Source organism: Pseudomonas sp. MWU16-30317, from assembly GCF_020515695.1.
Taxonomy (GTDB): Bacteria; Pseudomonadota; Gammaproteobacteria; order Pseudomonadales; family Pseudomonadaceae; genus Aquipseudomonas.
Window position 1 is genome coordinate 838,576 of the sequence record NZ_JAIWJA010000003.1, and the last position, 18,546, is coordinate 857,121.

At 61.5% G+C, this 18,546-nt stretch carries 11 protein-coding genes, 1 tRNA gene and 1 pseudogene; 6 read left to right on the forward strand and 7 right to left on the reverse strand.

What is annotated here, in order from left to right; genetic code table 11:
• Nucleotides 1-16 precede the first annotated feature (16 nt).
• Nucleotides 17-1,714: an NAD(P)/FAD-dependent oxidoreductase gene (locus tag LIX93_RS12735; protein WP_226504386.1), complete on the reverse strand. Its 1,698-nt coding sequence runs from the start codon at nucleotides 1,712-1,714 to the stop codon at nucleotides 17-19.
• Nucleotides 1,715-1,892: 178 nt separating this feature from the next.
• Complete coding sequence (locus tag LIX93_RS12740) at nucleotides 1,893-2,345, reverse strand: Lrp/AsnC family transcriptional regulator (protein WP_226504387.1); 453 nt, start codon at nucleotides 2,343-2,345, stop codon at nucleotides 1,893-1,895.
• Between the two features lie 282 nt (nucleotides 2,346-2,627).
• Here LIX93_RS12740 and LIX93_RS12745 point away from each other — a divergent pair, with 282 nt between their 5' ends.
• The 5 genes from LIX93_RS12745 to LIX93_RS12765 are packed head-to-tail and all read left to right on the forward strand — an operon-like array spanning nucleotide 2,628 to nucleotide 8,571.
• A complete protein-coding gene (locus tag LIX93_RS12745) occupies nucleotides 2,628-4,079 on the forward strand; it encodes a UbiA family prenyltransferase (RefSeq protein ID WP_226504388.1) in 1,452 nt (483 codons plus the stop codon).
• Nucleotides 4,076-5,392: an FAD-binding oxidoreductase gene (locus LIX93_RS12750; protein WP_226504389.1), complete on the forward strand. Its 1,317-nt coding sequence runs from the start codon at nucleotides 4,076-4,078 to the stop codon at nucleotides 5,390-5,392. The genes LIX93_RS12745 and LIX93_RS12750 overlap by 4 nt, the downstream gene beginning before the upstream one ends.
• Nucleotides 5,389-6,129, forward strand: a complete 741-nt coding sequence (locus LIX93_RS12755; RefSeq protein WP_226504390.1) for an SDR family oxidoreductase — start codon at nucleotides 5,389-5,391, stop codon at nucleotides 6,127-6,129. The genes LIX93_RS12750 and LIX93_RS12755 overlap by 4 nt, the downstream gene beginning before the upstream one ends.
• Nucleotides 6,126-7,088: a lysylphosphatidylglycerol synthase transmembrane domain-containing protein gene (locus tag LIX93_RS12760; protein ID WP_226504391.1), complete on the forward strand. Its 963-nt coding sequence runs from the start codon at nucleotides 6,126-6,128 to the stop codon at nucleotides 7,086-7,088. Before LIX93_RS12755 ends, LIX93_RS12760 begins: the two co-directional genes overlap by 4 nt.
• 25 nt (nucleotides 7,089-7,113) lie before the next feature.
• On the forward strand, nucleotides 7,114-8,571 hold the full coding sequence (locus LIX93_RS12765) for a DUF2723 domain-containing protein (protein ID WP_226504392.1): 1,458 nt from the start codon (nucleotides 7,114-7,116) through the stop codon (nucleotides 8,569-8,571).
• A gap of 170 nt (nucleotides 8,572-8,741) precedes the next feature.
• On the opposite strand, the gene LIX93_RS12770 is transcribed toward LIX93_RS12765, so the two are convergent.
• Nucleotides 8,742-9,704 (reverse strand): DMT family transporter, encoded by a 963-nt coding sequence (locus LIX93_RS12770; protein ID WP_226504469.1) that lies wholly within the window; start codon nucleotides 9,702-9,704, stop codon nucleotides 8,742-8,744.
• A gap of 164 nt (nucleotides 9,705-9,868) precedes the next feature.
• Here LIX93_RS12770 and LIX93_RS12775 point away from each other — a divergent pair, with 164 nt between their 5' ends.
• Nucleotides 9,869-10,744 carry a LysR family transcriptional regulator gene (locus tag LIX93_RS12775; RefSeq protein ID WP_226504393.1) on the forward strand — a complete coding sequence of 292 codons (876 nt, stop codon included), beginning with the start codon at nucleotides 9,869-9,871 and terminating at the stop codon, nucleotides 10,742-10,744.
• Nucleotides 10,745-10,963: 219 nt separating this feature from the next.
• Here LIX93_RS12775 and LIX93_RS12780 read toward each other — a convergent pair.
• The 4 genes and pseudogenes from LIX93_RS12780 to dnaG form a co-directional block, all read right to left on the reverse strand.
• Nucleotides 10,964-11,037, reverse strand: a tRNA-Ile gene (locus tag LIX93_RS12780).
• A 15-nt stretch (nucleotides 11,038-11,052) separates the two neighbouring features.
• Nucleotides 11,053-14,007 (reverse strand): annotated as a pseudogene (locus tag LIX93_RS12785) (EAL domain-containing protein); the annotation flags it as partial.
• A gap of 267 nt (nucleotides 14,008-14,274) precedes the next feature.
• Nucleotides 14,275-16,125, reverse strand: a complete 1,851-nt coding sequence (gene rpoD, locus LIX93_RS12790) for an RNA polymerase sigma factor RpoD (protein ID WP_226504394.1) — start codon at nucleotides 16,123-16,125, stop codon at nucleotides 14,275-14,277.
• Between the two features lie 67 nt (nucleotides 16,126-16,192).
• Nucleotides 16,193-18,211: a DNA primase gene (dnaG, locus tag LIX93_RS12795; RefSeq protein ID WP_226504395.1), complete on the reverse strand. Its 2,019-nt coding sequence runs from the start codon at nucleotides 18,209-18,211 to the stop codon at nucleotides 16,193-16,195.
• Between the last annotated feature and the right edge of the window lie 335 nt (nucleotides 18,212-18,546).

Here is an 18,546-nt window from a genome sequence, read left to right on the forward strand (position 1 = left end):
CAGGCCTGGCACCAAATCAATCCGGCAACGCAATCGGCCCGATCTCGTCGAATACATCTCCCGGGCCGGGGTTGCTCGGCAGCGAGTGGCCGCCGAAGTGTTTCATGATGCCCCAAACCGCGTTCAGCGAGGTCTGCACGGCGCCTTCGACCCAGGCCGGCGTCCAGGACACGTCGTCGCCGGCGATGAAGATGCCGCGGTGTTCATCGGCCATGTTCTGCTGCATGAAGTGCCCGTACATCCGCTGGTTATAGCGGTAATGGCCAGGCAGCGCGCCCTTGAAGGCCCCGAGGAAATGCGGGTCGGCCTCCCAGGAAATAGTGATCGGGTCGCCAATCACGTGGCCGGCGATATCGACCTTGGGGTAGATCTTCTTCAGCGCATCGAGGGCCAGCTTGACGCGCTTCTCCACCGGGTGGGGGAGCATTTTCAGGGCATCGCTCATCCACGAGTACGACAGGCAGATCACCCCCGGCTTGTCGTCGCCGTTGGCGAACGTGCCGTTATCGAACAGATACGTGCCGCGGGTCAGGCGGTCGGTCAGGGTCATGCTCATCAGGTCGCGGCCGGTCTCCGGGTCCTTGTCCTTCCAGAACGGCCGGTCGACCATGACGAAGGTCTTCGACGCCTGCATATAGCGGGTGCGGTCCAAGGCCATCCACATCTTTTGCGAGAACAGCGACTCTTCGACATCTATCTGCGTGGTGAGCAGCCAGCTCTGGCAGGTGACCAGCACGGCGGCATACTGGCGCTCGTCGCCCCAATTGTCGGTGACGCTGAAGCGGCCGTCACTGGCCCGGGCGATCTTCTTCACGCCGCTGCGGGTCGCGCCGCGGTGCAGGCCGCTGAGGCTGGTGCCCGCAGGCCAGTGCACGCAGCGCTCGGGCACGTGCCGCCAGATGCCTAGCGGCACCTGGGACACGCCACCGACCACCAAATGCTGGTGGTCATCGCAGTTGGTCATCACCACGCGGAAGATTTCGAGCATCGAGTTGGGGAAGTCCGAATCCCAGCCGCCGGTGCCGAAACCCACCTGGCCGAAGATCTCGCGGTGCTGGAACGACAGCTTGGCGAAGGCTTTGGAGGTGGCGACGAAGTCATAGAAGGTGCGGTCGTCCCACAGCGGTACCAGGGTGTTCCACAAGGCCTTGAGGCGTGGTACGTCGCGGTCGCGGATGGCTTGCTGGATATCGCCGAAGCGCGCGCCGTCTTCGAGGGCGTCGGCCCAGGCGTCCGCCACTTCCTGGAACAGCGCGGGCAGGTCCGCCAGTTTTTCGGCGTAGTAGGTCTGGCCTTCGAGGTCGACCACGGTGCTGCCAGAGGCGCCGGTCAGCGGGTTGGGGAATGGTTTGGTCTCGAGGCCGAGCTTGTCGACGTAGTGATAGAACGCGGTCGAGGACACTGGAAAGCGCATGCCGCCCAGTTCGGCGATGATGCCGTCGGTGCCTTCGAAGGTCTGGGAGCGCAGGCGCCCGCCCATTTTCGAAGCTTCGTAGATGACGGGCTTGAGGCCCAGCTTCATCAGTTCGTAGGCCGCCACCATGCCGGCGATGCCAGCGCCGACGATCGCCACCTCGGCGCCATGGCTCTCGGTGGGCAGGACGCCCAGGCCGTCCGGGTGTTCGATCCAGTCATCGAAGGCGAAGGGAAAGTCCGGACCGTAGACCGTGATGGGCGGCTTGCCGTCGGCAGGGTGGCGGTTCGGTGTGCGCATGATGGCCTCGCGGGGAAGGGCTGGGGGTGGAGAGTATAGAAGCCCGTCATTCTAGAGAGCGTGGGGTACGGTATTAAGAGGCAGAGTGGTGTCTTTTTGATGCTCCAGCGGTCGTTATGGTTGCCAATATGGTCACTATGATGCGTTTGATCCCTGTGGGAGCGGGTCGTTATCGCCGTTAAACCGGGGTGCCGCGGTCGATCTTGCTGCTGAGGATGATCGAGGTGGTGGTCTTCTCCACGCCTTCGACGCTGCCGATCTGATCGAGCAGTTGATCCAGCTGCTCCGGCGAGTCGCTGCGCAGCCACGCCACATAGTCGAACTCGCCACTCACCGCGCACAGCTGCTGCACCTGGGCCATGGCCGTCAGGCGCTTGACCACGTCCTTGCCGGAGCGCGGTTGCACGGTGATCCCCACATATGCTTGCAGGCCGCCGTCCACCAGGCGTTGGCTCAGGCGTACGCCGTAGCCGGTAATGGCACCACTGCTTTCGAGGCGGGCCAGGCGCGCGGTCACCGTGGTGCGCGCGATCCCCAGCTTGCGGGCCAGCACGGCGATGCTTTCACGGGCATTGACCTGCAGAGCAGCAATGAGTTGACGGTCGATGCCGTCGAGGTGGGCAGTGGACATGGCAGGCGGACTCAGGGCAAAAATATCGAACACGCGGAAAACAAGCTTGCCCAAGGTACCGTTTTGCGCCGGGATATCAACACATGGGCGCTTTTTACCAGCGCTTTGTTGGCGAAACGCCATTAGCCAGTTTTTTTGACGCCGTGCTATGGCAACTGGCTATCAAATTTTCTTTTCTGGCGTCAAACCGTCGCCGAGCATGCACAGTTGAATTAATTTAATTGAAGTTGTTTTTTTAAAATACTGGTTATAGTCGCGAGCAAGTCGCAGGAGTAAATAGACATGGCCAGTGTTCATGGAAAAGTTATCGAAGTGCTGCCGCCGTTAGTTGTCGATCTGGACGGCACCTTATTACGTTCGGATTTACTTCTGGAAACCGCCATGGCGTTCGTGCGCTCGCAGCCGACGCAAGTATTCAACATGCTGCTGTGGTTGCTCAAAGGCAAAGCGGCACTCAAGGAAGGGCTGGCTCTGGCCACCGACGTGGACGTCACGGTGCTGCCTTACGACCCGGTCGTGCTCGAGCGCATCGATGCCGCCCGTGCGGCCGGGCGCATGGTGGTGCTGGCCACCGCCAGCCACCACAGCCTGGCCGAGCGTATCGCCGATCACCTCGGGGTGTTCGACGAGGTGTACGCAAGCGACGCCAAGCGCAACCTCAGCGCGCATCGCAAGCGCGACCTGCTGGTGGCCAGCTATGGCGAAGGCGGTTTCGACTATATGGGCAATTCCCAGGACGACCTGTCGATCTGGCAGGCCTCGCGCCAGGCCATCGTGGTCAACCCCGAGGCCGGGGTCGAAAGCCGGGCCAAGGCCTATGGCAACGTCGAAGAAGTGATCCGCTCCAATCCGAGCGGGGTCAAGGTGTGGCTCAAGGCGCTGCGCATTCACCAGTGGATGAAAAACGCGCTGATCTTCGTGCCGCTGCTGGCCGCGCATCAGATCAATCGCCCCGATCAAGTGCTCAACGGGGTGCTGGCATTTCTGTTTTTCGGCCTGTGCGCCTCCAGTGTCTACCTGCTCAACGACCTGCTCGACCTGGCCGATGATCGTCATCACAAGAGCAAGTGCAAGCGCCCATTCGCCAGCGGCCGACTGTCGATCCAGACCGGGCTGATCGTGGTGCCGTCGCTGCTGATCATGTCGTTTACGGGCGCGGCGTTGTGGCTGCCCTGGCAATTCAGCGCTGTGCTGGCGGCCTACTACGTGCTGACGCTGGGCTACTCGCTCTACCTCAAGCGGCAGATGACCTTCGACGTGATCGCCCTGGCCATGCTCTACACCGCTCGGATCCTCGCCGGGGTCGCCGCCTTCAGCGTGCCGCTGACGTTCTGGATTCTGGCGTTTTCGATGTTCATGTTTCTCAGCCTGGCGCTGGTCAAACGCTATGCCGAGCTGCGCGATGCACGCTCTCGCGATGTGCTCGGGCAGACCCGCGGCCGCGGCTACTTTCCCGGTGACCTGGACATGATCGCCTCGCTGGGTGCGTCCTCCGGCTACTTGGCCGTGATGGTGCTGGCGCTGTACATCCACGACACCACCACCGCTGCGCAATACACCTTGCCCCACGTGATCTGGCTGGCGTGCCCGATGCTGCTGTTCTGGATCACCCGGGTATGGATGCTCACCCACCGCGGGCTGATGAACGACGACCCGGTGGTGTTCGCCATCCGCGACCGCATCAGTCAGGTCATCGGCGCCATGCTGTGCCTGGTTTTCTGGATCGCAGCATGAGCGCCGACCTGTATTCGTGGGGGCGTTTCCCGCTGCTGCCGCAACGGGGCCATAGCGTCAGTTGGCGTGACGAGCTGCCCGCGCAGCTCGAGCGGGTCGTGGCCCAGCACCGTATGACCCTACCGTACGGCAATGGTCGCAGCTATGGCGACAGCTGCCTGGCATCCAGCAACGAGGTGCTGCAGATACGCTCCCTCGATCGCCTGATCGAGGCGGACTGGAGCCAGGGCGAGGTCTTGGTGGAAGCGGGCATGACCCTCGCCGAGCTGCTGGCGCTGGCGATCCCGCGCGGCTGGTTTTTGCCGGTGACGCCCGGCACCCAGTTCGCCACCGTCGGTGGCGCTATCGCCAACGACGTGCATGGCAAGAACCACCACCGGCGCGGCACCTTCGCCCATTACGTGGCGAGCTTCGGCCTGCTGCGCCACGGCGAAGCACCGCTGCAGTGTTCGCTGGAGGAGAACGCCGAGTTGTTCGCCGCCACCCTCGGCGGCCTCGGCCTGACCGGGCTGGTGAGCTGGGCCAGGCTGCGGTTGATGCCGATCAAGGCCAGCCAGATCGACACCACCGTGGTGCGCTTCGCCAACCTCGACGAGTTCTTCGCGTTGTCCAATGAACTCGACGAGGCGCACGAATACAGCGTGGCCTGGATCGACTGCCTGGCCAAGGGCAAGGACACCGGCCGCGGTGTGTTCATCGTCGGCGACCATGCCCGTTACGGGTCTTTGGAGGTCAGTAGTCGCCCGCGCCTGCAGGTGCCGCTGACGCCACCGGTTTCGCTGATCAACAACCTGTCGCTGCGCGCGTTCAACTCGCTGTACTGGCGCGTGCATCCGCAACAGCGCACGCAACGGCGCAGCGCCTACGAGCCGTTCTTCTATCCGCTGGACCGGCTGCTGAACTGGAACCGCATCTACGGGCGCAAGGGTTTTCAGCAGTACCAATGCGTTATCCCCGATGCCGACGCCCGCGATGGCATGGCCGAGTTGTTGGCGGCCATCGCGGCGGCGGGGCAGGGCTCGTTCCTGGCGGTGCTCAAACGCTGCGGCGATATGCCGTCGCCCGGGCTGCTGTCGTTTCCCATGGCCGGGACTTCGCTGGCGCTGGATTTTCCTCAGTCGGACGCGCTTGAACAGCAGCTGTTTCCGCGTCTGGATGCCATCGTCCGCCAGGCTGGCGGACGCCTGTATCCAGCCAAGGACGCGCACATGAGCGGCAGCGATTTTCGTCATGCCTACCCCGCGTGGGAGCGCCTCGAAGCGCTGCGCGACCCCACTTTGATGTCCCGTTTCTGGAAGAGAGTCATCTTATGAAAAAGGTCCTGATCATCGGCGCTACCTCTGCCATAGCGGCGTCGTGTGCGCGCCTGTGGGCTGGGGAGGGCAGCGAGTTTTTCCTGGTGGCGCGCAGTGCCGACAAGCTCCAGCAGACCGCCGCCGACCTGGCCGCGCGTGGCGCCGGGAGCATCCACCAGCATTTGATGGACGCCACCGATTACAGCGCTCATCCGCAGATGCTGGCCGACTGCATGGCCGCGCTGGGGCAGATCGACATCGCCCTGATCGCCCACGGCACTTTGCCCGATCAGCAGGCCTGCGAGCGTGACGTGCAAGTGGCCCTGCAGGAGTTCGCCAACAACGGCACCTCGGTGATCGCGCTGCTGACCCTTATCGCCAATCAGCTGGAAATTCAGCGGTGCGGCACTCTGGCAGTGATCTCTTCGGTGGCGGGCGATCGCGGGCGGCCTTCGAACTATCTCTACGGTACCGCCAAGGCGGCGGTGTCGACGTTCTGTGAAGGCCTGCGCGCGCGGCTGTACAAGGTCGGCGTGCATGTGATCACCATCAAGCCAGGCTTCGTCGACACGCCGATGACTCAGGGGCTGCCGTTGCCGGCGCTGCTGGTGGCACGCCCGGCCGCAGTCGCCAAGCGCATCGTCGCCGGCATCACCAGCAAGGTCGCGACCCTGTATACCCCCGGCTTTTGGGCGCTGATCATGCTGATCATCCGCGCCATCCCGCAACCGGTGTTCAAGAGGCTCAAGCTATGACCCAGGCGTCCTACCTGTCGGGTTGGCGCTATCGGGCGGTGCTGCTCTCGGTGGTCGGCTCGGCGATCGGTTACCTGGCGTTCTCGCTGTGGGGTGGCTGGGCTGCAGTGAGTGCTGCGGTGGGCAAGGTCGGGCTCGGCGGTATTGTCATTGCGCTGCTGATGTCGTCGATCAACTACCTGCTGCGCTTCGGTCGCTGGCAGATCTACCTGGGCGTGATGGGCCACAAGATTCCCTGGCGCCCCAGCCTGCGCATTTATCTGGCGGGCTTCGCGCTCACCACCACGCCGGGCAAGGCCGGTGAGGCGCTGCGTGGGGTGTTGCTGAAGAGTTGGGGCGTGCCCTATCCGAAGAGCTTCGCGGCGTTCTTCAGCGAGCGGCTGTCGGACCTGTTCGCGGTCGTGCTGTTGACCCTGTTCGGGCTGACGCTGTACCCGGACGCACGGCCGATGATTTTTGTCGGCGTGGGCCTGGTGCTGGTGGGCTTCGCGGTGTTGTCGCAGCGTCGGCTGCTGGAGTCGGTCAAGCCACTGCTGGCGATGAGCGCGGGCAAGCTGGCGACCACGTTGCAGCACCTGCTGGAGATTCTGCTGGAGGCGCAACGCTGCCATCGCCTGAGCATTCTGCTGGGCGTGACCTGCCTCAGCGTGGTGGCCTGGAGCGCCGAGGCCGTGGCCTTTCATTGGCTGCTGCAATGGATGGGCGCCGATGTGCCGCTGGCCTTCGCAGTGTTCGTTTATGCCCTGGCGATGCTGGCGGGCGCGATCAGTTTCATGCCCGGCGGGCTGGGCGGTGCCGAGGCGGTAATGGTCGCGCTGCTGATGTGGAAAGGCATGAGCGGCGCCGACGCGGTGGCGGCCACGGTGCTGATTCGCCTGGCGACGCTGTGGTTCGCCGTGGCGATCGGGGCATTGATGTTGTTCAGGTTCAAGACGACGGCGCAGTTGCAGCAATCGTGATCATCAATCGTTGGAGGAGGCCGTGATGGTCCCAGATAAGAGCAGGTATTTTTCGGGGCCCGTGCCCCTGTTATTGCTGGCTGCAGTGATTCTCGCAAGCTTCCTCGCGTCCAGCGGGCCGATCCAGTGGATGGACAACGGCATGTTCCTGGCCGATGCCACTACCGGGCAGTATTTCGCCCAATCGTTGGGCCCGCTCGATCATCCGCTGTACCAGTTTTTCAATACCGTCTTCTATAAGGTTTTCGGCTCCTCGCAGTTGCTGAGCCTGCTCAATTCGATGTTGCTGATTCCAGTGGCGGCGTCGATCTTCTGGTTGAGCCGCAGCCTGGGAGCGTCGCGCAACCTGGCCTTGCTGGCGGGAGCGGTGACCGTGACCGCCCATGGCGTGTTCTGGATCTCGACCAAGGCCGAGGTTTACATCTTTCACATGCTCTTCGTGCTGCTGGCCTACGGCGTGGCGTTCGACCTGCGCCTCAAGGTCAGCGACTACACACGCCTGGGCATCATCGGCCTGCTGACCGGCATGGCCGGCAGCATTCATCAGTTGACCTTTATTGTGTTGCTGCCTCTGTACGTGCAGTTGCTGATGCAGTACCGCGGCCGCACCCTGATGACCGTGCCGGGCTTTGCCATCGGTTTTTTCAGCGCCTATCCGGGCATGCTCCATGACCTCGGCTCGGGCATGAACCTGATCGAGATCGTACGCCACTACCTGACCGGCGCCGAGGCGAGCAAAGCCGACGTCAATTGGGAAGGCAGCATGTTTCGGTTCGACGAAATGTGGCACGAGAAAAACTCGGTGATGATCCTCCTCCTGTCGCTGATAGGCCCGCAGCTGCTGGGGCTGGTGATGATGCCCAAAGACCGTCGCCAGCGCGTGCTGTGGGCGGCGGTGCTGTTGAACTTCATCTTTGCGGTGCCCTATAACGTCACCGACCGTTTTACCTTCTTTTTGCCGGGCATTGCCTTGGCCGCGATCCTGGGGGTGATGCGTTTGAAGGAATTGCTGCCGGAGCGTCGCGTCAGTGCGACCGTGCTCAATCTGTCGGTGTTTACCTGCCCGGCCGCCTTGTTGTTCGCCTGGGTGCTGTATGACGGTGGCCTGATCAAGTTGCCGGTGCATACCGAGGCGCTACCGTACCGCAACGACATTCACTACTTCATGGTGCCCTACCTGCGCGATCGGTCGGCGCAGCAGTTTGTCGAGCAATACGAAGTCACGGCGCCTGCCGGTGCGCTGATCGTCTCCGACTGGACGCCCATGGGCGCGCTGCGTTCCGCCCAGGCGGCCGGCCAGTTGCAGGGCCGCACGCTGGCATCCTGCGAAACCAACGAGGACATGAGCCGCTTCGTCAATGGCGCCGGGGCGTTTTTGCCGCGCACCAGTTATTGCGAGAAGGTGCTGGCCAAGTACGCGCTGGACAAGCGCGAGGTGGGCTACCGGTTGCAGGACAAGACTGTGGTGGTGCAAAACCCTTAGGCTGGCGCCAGCCGGTAACGGGTGCTGCGTCTGCCGCCGGGCAGGCGCAGTAGGCCAATTGGGATGTTGCCAGATCAAGTCTGGGAGCAGCATTGCAGGTCACTCTGAGGGGACTGAGCCGATTGTAGGTTTATTCGGCTCACCTGCTGCACAGCTATCATTGTTGCTGGTCACTGCACGCGAGCGGACGCGGTCTTGAGAGAGTATTGAGCGGTGATCGGCCTGTTGCAGATGATGATGCCCGCAATAATCAGCGCGCCCCCCATAACGGTGGCTGCGTTGACTCGCTCACCGAGCAATAGCGCGCCCAGCAGTACCGCCGTTAGCGGGTTGAGCGCAATGAACACCCCGGCGCGGGTGGCGCCAATCTGTTCAATGCCCTTGTAATACCAGATGTATGCCAATGCTGAACCGACCGCCCCCAGATACAACAGACTGGCAAATTCGCTCGACGTCAGCATGCGTAACGACACTTCATTTAATTGACCCGTGACGATAGCGGTCGCGGTGAGCATGGCAGCTCCGGCAAAGATGGAATAGGTCACTGTATGCAATGCGCCGATATCCTTGACGACCGACTTCCCAAATACGCTGAAGGCCACCCAGCTGAGCACGCAGCCAAAAATCAACAGGTCACCACGCCAATCGCTTTTATCCACAACCAGCGTGCTGGAAGACTTGTTGAGAATCACTACAGCGGCGCCTATCAGGCAAAGCGCGATGCCTGCGGATTTCAAGGCAGGCAGCTTCTCCCGAAAAAATAGATAAGAGAACAGAGCCATGACGGCAGGGTTCAGCGCGACGATCAGCGACGCGCGGGAGGCCGCTGTGTAATGCAGCCCGTAAAAGAAACACAAGTTGTAGGTATAAATCCCACAAAATCCCAGCCCGATGATTTTGATCAGTTGCGGCCGATTCAGCTTTACGAAGCCCTTCCTGGTGACCACCAAAAACACAGCGAGCGTGATTCCAGCAAGCATGAATCTGAGACTGGCAGCCAACAGCGCAGGTGTGTCCGCAGAGAGATAACGGCCAGCCACAAAGGTACCGCCCCAAATCATGGCAACGAGAGAAAGCTTGAGGTAGGTGAGGCTCGCGGATGTGGGAACTCCGCGCGATGGCTTGGCTGTCATGTTGGCCACAGTGCCGAAATGCCGTCGGTCATCCATTGAGTAACCATAAACTTCCTCTGATCTAAGCGAGCTAGCGGAGCAGGCCTGTTTCGTTATGCCTGTTTCATCTATGCTTACGCACATTCATGGTCATACGGAAATGAGTGATTACTCATGGTTAAGCAATGACGCTGACCCAACTGGAAATTTTTGTAGCCGTCGCGCAGCGTCGTGGTTTTACGCTCGCGGCCGCACACCTGAAGATATCCCAGTCGGCGGTTTCCCATGCTATCAAGGCACTCGAGCTGGAGTGGGGAGTCGAGTTGCTGCGCCGGCATCACGGTCAGATCGAATTGACCGATATCGGGGCGCGTTTGCTTCAACGCGTGCAACCGATGCTGGGGCTAGCGGATGCCATCGTGCAGGATGCCAGCGATGCTCGCAGTATGAAGCTCGGCACTCTGCGTATCGGTTCATTTGGTCCGACCTCGTCGCAACGCCTACTGCCGCGGATTCTCGCGGATTACCGTCATCTATATCCCGGTATTGAAATCCATGTGAGCGAAGGGCCTGATCGTCAGGTGATCGAGTGGCTGTTGGACAGAGAGGTGGATGTAGGCTTTGTTACTTTGCCCGAAACACAGTTTGACACTTGGCCGTTGATCGAGGACCAAATGGTCGCTTTGCTGCCAACTGCACATCCGCACGCAGCTCAACAAAGCGTCACGTTGGACGACTTGTGTGTCGATCCCTTTGTGCTCACTGAGGCCGGTTCTTCAGAGCTCGTTTCCCGGCTCTTTGCTGCCGCCAAGCTGGAACCCCGTGTCCGTTACCGCACCTCTCAGCTGATGAGTACCTTGGCTGCGGTCACGCGTGGGGATGGAGTGACGATCGTGGCCGAGTCCTCTTTGCCTGAAGACCGTGACGCGCCTTACTTGGTCAAACCGCTGAATCCTCCGATTAAACGTCAGGTAGGAATAGCGGTGCTGGATCGGAGCCAGACTAGCGCTGCCACTGAAATATTCATTGGGTTGGCGCTGAAGCTCTTTGCGCAGCCCTGAGTGGATACCACTCAGGGAGGTCTTTCGTGAGCGAAAGGTGCCCGTAGGTACAATCGTCAGCTTAAGGGCGCGAGGTGGCTTATATGCACGTAACTTTCTGGGGCAGACTGCACTGCATGAAGAAGTCAGGACGGCTCCCGGAAATACCGAAGGATGTCACCGCGGCAGGATCAACAGAAAAGCAAAAAAAACCGCGCAATTGCGCGGCTTTGGAGATAGTGGGCCCAGTAGGACTCGAACCTACGACCAAGGGATTATGAGTCCCCTGCTCTAACCAACTGAGCTATAGGCCCCCAGTAGGTCGCGGATTATAACGATGGTTTGCCAACTGCGCCATCCGAAAAGTCTGAAACCAGCGAGCGCAGGAAGGTGGCAGCGAATTCCTCCGCCGACAGCGGCAGGCTGACGATGTAGCCCTGGATCTGTTCGCATCCCTCGCGGGCCAGGAATTGCTGCTGATCCTGGTTCTCTACGCCCTCGGCAATCACGGTGAGTTGCATGCTGCGGCCCAGGGCGATGATGGCGCGCACGATTGCGGCGTCGTGGGGGTCGTGGGGCAGGCCGCGGACGAAGGATTGGTCGATCTTGAGCGTGTGCAGCGGCAGGCGCTTGAGGTAGCTCAGGGACGAGTAGCCGGTGCCGAAGTCGTCGATGGCCAGTTGGATGCCCAGGCTCTTGAGTTGGTGCAGCACCAGCAGGGCTTCTTCGGCCTGGCTCATGATGAAGTTTTCGGTGATTTCCAGCTGCAGGCAATCGGGCTGCAGGTGGTGGTCTTGCAGCAGGCGTTGGATGCGTGCGAAGAGGTCGGGCTGGCGCAGTTGAGCGCCGGCCAGGTTCACCGACAGCGGGCCGAAGGCCTGGTATTGCTGCTGCCAGGTTCGCATCTGCTGGCAGGCATTTTCGAGCACCCATTCGCCCAGCGGCAGGATCATGCCGTTCTCTTCGGCCAGGGCGATGAAGCGCTCCGGCGGGACTTCGCCGAAGGTCGGGTGCGTCCAGCGGATCAACGCTTCGGCGCCGACCAGGCGCTGGGTCTTGAGGCTGAACTTGGGCTGGTAGGACAGGCTCAGTTCGTTGCGTTCGATGGCGCGGCGCAGTTCGTGTTCCAGGGCGACGCGGGCGCTGGCCTGGGTGGTGAGGTCGCGGGTGTAGGATTCGACGCGGTTGCGGCCCTTGGCCTTGGAGCGGTACATCGCGGCGTCGGCGTTTTTCACCAGGGTGGCGACATCGCCGCCGTCCTGCGGGTACAGGCTGGCGCCGATGCTGGCGCTGGTGAAGAACTCGTGCTCGCCGGCCTGGAACGGCGCGGCGAAGCAGGCCAGCACCTTGTTGGCGATGATTTCGGCGTCGCCGCTGGTTTGCAGCCCCGGCAGGAGGATGATGAACTCGTCGCCGCCCAGCCGCGCCACGGTGTCGATATCGCGTACTTGCTCGCGCAGGCGGTTGGCGATGCCCTTGAGCAGCAGGTCGCCGACCGGGTGGCCGAGGCTGTCGTTGATGTGCTTGAAGCGGTCGAGGTCGAGGAACAGCACAGCGCCCTGGCCGGCATCATCGGTGTGGCTGTTGAGCGAGGCTTGCAGGCGACTTTCGAAGAGGGTGCGGTTGGGCAGGCCGGTCAGGGGGTCGTGGTGGGCCTGATAGTCGAGGCGCGCTTCGGCCTGCTTGAGGCTGGAGATGTCGGCGAATACCGCGACGAAATGGGTGATGACGTCTTCGTTGTTGCGCACTGAACTGATGGTCAGCCAGCTCGGGTAGGTCTCACCGTTCTTGCGGCGGTTGTAGATTTCGCCCTGCCAGTGGCCATGGGCGGCGAGTTGATGCCACATATCGATGAAAAAGGCGTGGTCGTGGCGCCCGGAGGCCAGCAGGCGCGGGGTTTGCCCCAAGGCTTCGGTCTCGCTGTAACCGGTGATTTCACTAAAAGCGCGGTTGACTGCGCTGATGCGCTGGCGGGTGTCGGTAATCAGCACGCCTTCAGCCGTGCTCTCGAACACCGTGGCGGCGAGCAGGAGCTTTTCCTGCATGAGGTGCCGCTCGGTGATGTCCCGCGCCATGATCAGCATGCAGGCATCGCCACCGAACTGCATCGGGCTGGCGCCAAGCTCGCAGAGGCGAATTTCGCCGTCGGCGCGGCGGATCAAACAGGCGAAATCCTTGACCAGCCCTTCGCGCTGGAGAATCTCCAGCATGCGGTTGCGGTCGTTGAGGTCGACCCAGATGCCCAGATCCAGCGTCGAGCGATCGACCACTTCGTACAGCGGGTAGCCCGTCAGGCGGCTGAAGCCTTCGTTGACCTCCAGCATCATGCCGTCGACCTGGCGAGTGAGCAGCAGGCCGTCGGGGGAGGCGTGGAAGGCCTTGGCGAATTTCTCTTCGGATATCTGCAGGCGCTGCTGGGTTTCCTTCAGCGGGCTGATGTCCCGCACCACGACGACCAGCGCCGGGGTGGTGTCGAGGTCGAAGGGTTCGGCCGACATCAAGCCGGTAAAAATCTGCCCGTTGCTGCGCTTGAAGGGCATCTCGAGGTTGCGGATGCGGCTGCTCTTGACGCGCTCCAGCAGGCCGGCGCCCACGCCCTCGATGCCCCAGATGTCCATTTTGGTAGCGTTTTTACCGATGACATCGCAGGCCTTGAGGCCCATCTGTGTTTCAAATGCGGAGTTGACCTCCAGCAGGCAGCCGTCGCTCAGGCGGGCGATGACCAGGATGTCGGGGCACTGCTGGAATACCGACGCGAACTTCTGCTCGGACAGGCGCAGCGCCTCCTCGGTTTTTTTGGTTTCGCTGATGTCGATCATCAGGCCGCGCATGATGGTTTCGTTGCCCTGATCGATCAGGCTGACGATATCGCGGACCCAGACGCTACGACCGTCGGCGGCGATGACTCGGTAATCGAGGCTGTGATCGCGGCCAGCGGCGGTCTCGGCGTCGCAATAGGCTTGGGCCCAGAGGGCATCTACCGGGTGTAGCACGCTGCGCCAGAAGCCGGGCCTGCGCCAATGAGCCAGTGGATAACCCAGCAGGTCTTCGGCGTGCGGGGAAACGTAGCTGTAGCTGTAGTCCTGGGAATTGGCCTCCCAGGCGATGGCGGATTGGCTTTCGACCAGGCCGCGGTAGTGGTATTCACTGGTGCGCAGCTCTTGCTCGAGCGCTACGCGGCGAGCGATTTCCGAACTCAGGCGACGGTTGATGCGCATCAGCACGGCGGCAACCGCCATCAGGAACAGAATCGCCGGCAGGCCATAGACCATCAGGTCGGACCACAGACGATCGGCGTGCACAATTTGGCCCGGCAAATTAGCGTCGGTCATGGCTTCAGCCGTTGCCCATTCCGAAAACGGAAAGAGCAAGACAAGGGCCGATAGTCTTGGCATAGCGGCCTCTTTTCACTCGCACACAAAGACTGGAGTGTAGACGGGCGACAGGCGCTACGGGAAGCGGTGGAGGAGCGCTAATCGAGCAAAAAGCAAAACCCCCAGACGGGCTGGGGGTTGCTTGTGCATCAGCGGTGCGTCAGGCGCAGGCCAGGATCACTCGTCGAGGAACGAGCGCAGATGCTCGCTACGGGTCGGGTGACGCAGTTTGCGCAAGGCCTTGGCCTCGATCTGACGGATACGCTCACGGGTCACATCGAACTGCTTGCCGACTTCCTCGAGGGTGTGGTCGGTATTCATGTCGATGCCGAAGCGCATACGCAGTACCTTGGCCTCGCGCGCGGTCAGTCCGGAGAGGACTTCACGCGTAGCTTCCTTGAGGCTTTCTACCGTGGCGACATCGATCGGCGACTGCATGGTGGAGTCTTCGATGAAGTCACCCAGATGGGAGTCTTCGTCGTCACCGATCGGCGTCTCCATGGAGATCGGCTCTTTGGCGATCTTGAGTACCTTGCGGATCTTGTCCTCAGGCATCTCCATGCGCTCGCCCAGCTCTTCCGGCGTCGGTTCACGACCCATTTCCTGCAACATCTGCCGGGAAATACGGTTGAGCTTGTTGATCGTCTCGATCATGTGCACCGGAATACGGATGGTGCGCGCCTGGTCGGCGATCGAACGGGTAATGGCCTGACGGATCCACCAAGTGGCGTACGTCGAGAACTTGTACCCGCGACGGTATTCGAACTTGTCCACTGCCTTCATCAAGCCGATGTTGCCTTCCTGGATCAGATCGAGGAATTGCAGGCCACGGTTGGTGTACTTCTTGGCGATCGAGATCACCAGACGCAGGTTGGCTTCGACCATCTCTTTCTTCGCGCGGCGGGCCTTGGCCTCACCGATCGACATGCGACGGTTGATGTCCTTGATTTCCGCGACGGTCAAGCCGGTTTCGGCTTCGAGCGCGACCAATTTCTTCTGGCACTTGACGATATCGTCCTGCACGCGACCAATGGCTTCGGCATATTTGCTCTTGCCTTTGGCCAGGCCATCGCTCCAGCTTTGATCGATTTCGTTGCCCGGGAACTGGCGCAGGAAATCGGCACGCGGCATACGGGCATCACGCACGCACAACTGCATGATGGCGCGCTCTTGCTGACGCAGGCGGTCGAGAGCGCCACGGACGCGCTCCACCAAGCCTTCGAACTGCTTGGGCACCAGCTTGATCGGCATGAACAGCTCGGCCAGGACGAGCATTTCGTCGACGCCTTGCTTGCTGTGACGACCGTGCTTTTTCAGGGCCTTGAGCGTGACCGCGAGTTGGTCCTGGACGGCACCGAAACGCTGGGCCGCGATGACGGGGTCAGGACCGCTTTCGGTCTCTTCTTCGTCGTCGCTGCTTTCTGCGGTTTCTTCCTCGTCATCGTCCTTGGCGTCCGCCGCCTTGTCGGTTTTCTCGACAGGGGGCGGCACCTCGGCCGGCGGCGCAATGCCGTCGTCCGGATCGATGTAGCCGCTCAGTACGTCGGACAGGCGACCGCCTTCCGTCGTGACGCGATCGTATTCGCTGAGGATGTGATCAACCGTGCCAGGGAAGTGCGAAATCGCACCCATGACTTCGCGGATACCCTCTTCGATACGCTTGGCGATCTCGATCTCGCCTTCGCGAGTGAGCAGCTCGACGGTGCCCATTTCACGCATGTACATGCGCACTGGGTCCGTGGTGCGGCCAATGTCGGTTTCCACAGCCGCCAACGCAGCGGCAGCTTCTTCGGCTGCAGCTTCATCGGTATCGGCTTCGGCCAACAAAAGGGCATCCGCATCCGGAGCACTCTCGAATACGTTGATCCCCATGTCGTTGATCATGCGGATGATGTCTTCCACCTGCTCTGGATCTGAAATATCCTCAGGCAGGTGGTCGTTGACCTCCGCGTAAGTCAGGTAACCCTGCTCACGACCGCGGGTGATCAACTCTTTGATGCGAGACTGCTGTTGCGCTTTTCCGGACATAACACCCTATCCACTGAAGGTCTTGGCGGGCAAAAAACAAGCCGAGGATTATACCCGAGCTGTGACCTCACGCGCCAGTTGAGGTCGGGGTTTGAGCGTGAAGATTGCGACTTAAAAGCTCGCGCAGCTGATTTTTCTCGTCTGCGCTGAGTTCTTCCTGCCTTGCTTTGCGGAGCAAATGCTCCAGGTTTCGCTCGCGTTGGCGAGCGGATAAACTAGTAATGGTGTCGAAAAACTGTTGTTCAAGGTTATCGGCATCGATCAGCCACTCCTTTTCTGCCAAAGCCTGCAGCAAGCGGCCTTGATCGGTACCGTGCCAGCGGGCGATCAACTGTAATGAGCGTAGCCCAGGATTCTTTTGCAGTGCGCCCAGCAGGGCGACCAGCAATTGTGTATAGACATGTCCTTCATCGGCAAAGTGACTGACATCTTCAACTTTTTCCGCCAGATGGGGATGGTGCAGCAAAGTTCGCAATGCACTCAGCGTCGGTGGTTCGACGCTGGTCGGGACGCGCGGGGCACGTGACTCGAAATCCTGGCCCTTGCCCTTGCGATCCCATGGCTTGCCTTTTTTGTCCCAGGGCTTGTCCTGCCACTTTTTCTGCCCGCCCTGCTTGAGCGCCCAGGCCTGTTGTGGCGGCTGCTGGGCGTAGGTATCGCTTGGGTGACCCTGCTGAAAGTCCCCGTAATCGTGCTGGCTGTAATCGGCGCTGTGATCGGGGATCTGATCGTAATTGATGCCGGGGTCGTATTCAGGCGTTGCCTGGGCTGGCGCCGGCGCGCTGCGTGCCATCTGATTCATGGCTTCGCCGCTGAGGCCGGTGATTTCGGTCAGGCGGTTGCGCATCAAGGCGCGCAGATTGTTGCCGGGCACCTTGTCGATCAGCGGGGCGGCGAGGGTGACCATATGGGCCTTGCCTTCCAGCGAGCGCGGGTCGGCCTCTTCGGTCAGTTGCTGGAAGAAGTAGTCGGCCAGCGGCTGGGCCATCTGGTGAATTCGGGCCTGAAACGCATCGGTGCCTTCAGCGCGGACCAGGCTATCCGGGTCCTCGCCTTCGGGCAGGAACAAAAAGCGTGCGCGCCGGCCGTCCTGCAGGCAGGGCAGGGCCGCTTCGAGCGCGCGCCACGCGGCCTTGCGCCCAGCCTGGTCGCCGTCGAAGCAGAACAGCACGCTGGGGACTACCCGAAACAGGCGCTTGAGGTGCTCTTCGCTGGTGGCGGTGCCCAGGGTAGCGACGGCATTGCGCAGGCCTTGCTGGGCCAGGGCGATGACGTCCATGTAGCCCTCGACCACGATGATCTCGTCGAGGTTGCGGTTGTTCTTGCGCGCCTCGAACAGCCCGTACAGTTCCTGGCCCTTGTGGAACACCGGGGTCTCGGGGGAGTTCAGGTACTTGGGCTTGTCGTCGCCCAGCACGCGGCCGCCAAAGGCGATGATGCGCCCGCGGCTGTCGCGGATCGGGAACATCACGCGGTCGCGGAAGCGGTCGTAGCGCTTGCCGGTTTCGGCGTTTTCGATCAGCAGGCCAGCGTCGATCATCGCCTTTTGCCCGAGGGTGTCGGTGCCCATGTGCTTGAGCAGGTTGTCCCAGCCCGGCGGCGCGAAACCCAGGCCGAAGTCGCGGGCGATCTCGCCGGACAGGCCGCGGCCCTTGAGGTAGTCGACCGCGGCGCGGCGCGACGGATGGGCCTTGAGCGCCTGGCGGAAAAAGTCGGCGGCGGCGGTCAGTAGCGGATAGAGCGGTGAGTCCGTGGGCTGGCGTGGTTTGTTCTGGCGGCCGCCTTCTTCGCGGGGCACTTCCATGCCGGCGGATTTGGCCAGGTCCTCGATGGCCTGGGGGAAGTCCAGGTTGTCGTGGTCCATGAGGAAGCCCAGGGCGTTACCGCCAGCGCCGCAACCGAAGCAGTAATAGAACTGCTTGTCGGGGCTGACCGTGAACGATGGGGTCTTTTCCTTGTGGAACGGGCAGCATGCCGAGTAGTTCTTGCCGGCCTTTTTGAGCGACACGCGCGAACTCACCACGTCGACGATGTCGGTGCGGTTCAGCAGATCGTCAATGAAGCTCTGGGGTATCAGCCCGGCCATGGGGTTCTCGTCATCAAACAGGGAAACACTGCAGGAGTGTATCTACTGAGCGCCGATCAGGGGTGCCTTTGCGGTACTGATTTTGTATCGGCAACACTTACAACTTCGACAGTGCCACAGGGCATCGAAGCAGAGAAGAATGGTGCGGAAGGGTGTGCTCGTCTGCAGCCTTGCAAGGCTCGTCAGGGTGACGTGCACAGCTGGCGTATGAAGGCCAGTTCTGACGTTTTAGGCAGCCGCTCTTGACCTGGGTCAGGAGTGGAATTGCGGTGAAGCACCATCGGTGTAGCAACTGCGTAAAGCCACCACTGCCGGCAGCCCAGCGGTTAGCCGGG

Excerpts from the sequence above, each read along its gene's own strand:
- LIX93_RS12765 (WP_226504392.1), top strand. The coding sequence starts at position 7,114 with ATGGTCCCAGATAAGAGCAGGTATTTTTCGGGGCCCGTGCCCCTGTTA.
- LIX93_RS12740 (WP_226504387.1), bottom strand. The coding sequence starts at position 2,345 with ATGTCCACTGCCCACCTCGACGGCATCGACCGTCAACTCATTGCTGCT.
- LIX93_RS12735 (WP_226504386.1), bottom strand. The coding sequence starts at position 1,714 with ATGCGCACACCGAACCGCCACCCTGCCGACGGCAAGCCGCCCATCACG.
- LIX93_RS12775 (WP_226504393.1), top strand. The coding sequence starts at position 9,869 with ATGACGCTGACCCAACTGGAAATTTTTGTAGCCGTCGCGCAGCGTCGT.
- LIX93_RS12745 (WP_226504388.1), top strand. The coding sequence starts at position 2,628 with ATGGCCAGTGTTCATGGAAAAGTTATCGAAGTGCTGCCGCCGTTAGTT.
- LIX93_RS12760 (WP_226504391.1), top strand. The coding sequence starts at position 6,126 with ATGACCCAGGCGTCCTACCTGTCGGGTTGGCGCTATCGGGCGGTGCTG.
- LIX93_RS12755 (WP_226504390.1), top strand. The coding sequence starts at position 5,389 with ATGAAAAAGGTCCTGATCATCGGCGCTACCTCTGCCATAGCGGCGTCG.
- dnaG (WP_226504395.1), bottom strand. The coding sequence starts at position 18,211 with ATGGCCGGGCTGATACCCCAGAGCTTCATTGACGATCTGCTGAACCGC.
- LIX93_RS12770 (WP_226504469.1), bottom strand. The coding sequence starts at position 9,704 with ATGACAGCCAAGCCATCGCGCGGAGTTCCCACATCCGCGAGCCTCACC.
- LIX93_RS12750 (WP_226504389.1), top strand. The coding sequence starts at position 4,076 with ATGAGCGCCGACCTGTATTCGTGGGGGCGTTTCCCGCTGCTGCCGCAA.
- rpoD (WP_226504394.1), bottom strand. The coding sequence starts at position 16,125 with ATGTCCGGAAAAGCGCAACAGCAGTCTCGCATCAAAGAGTTGATCACC.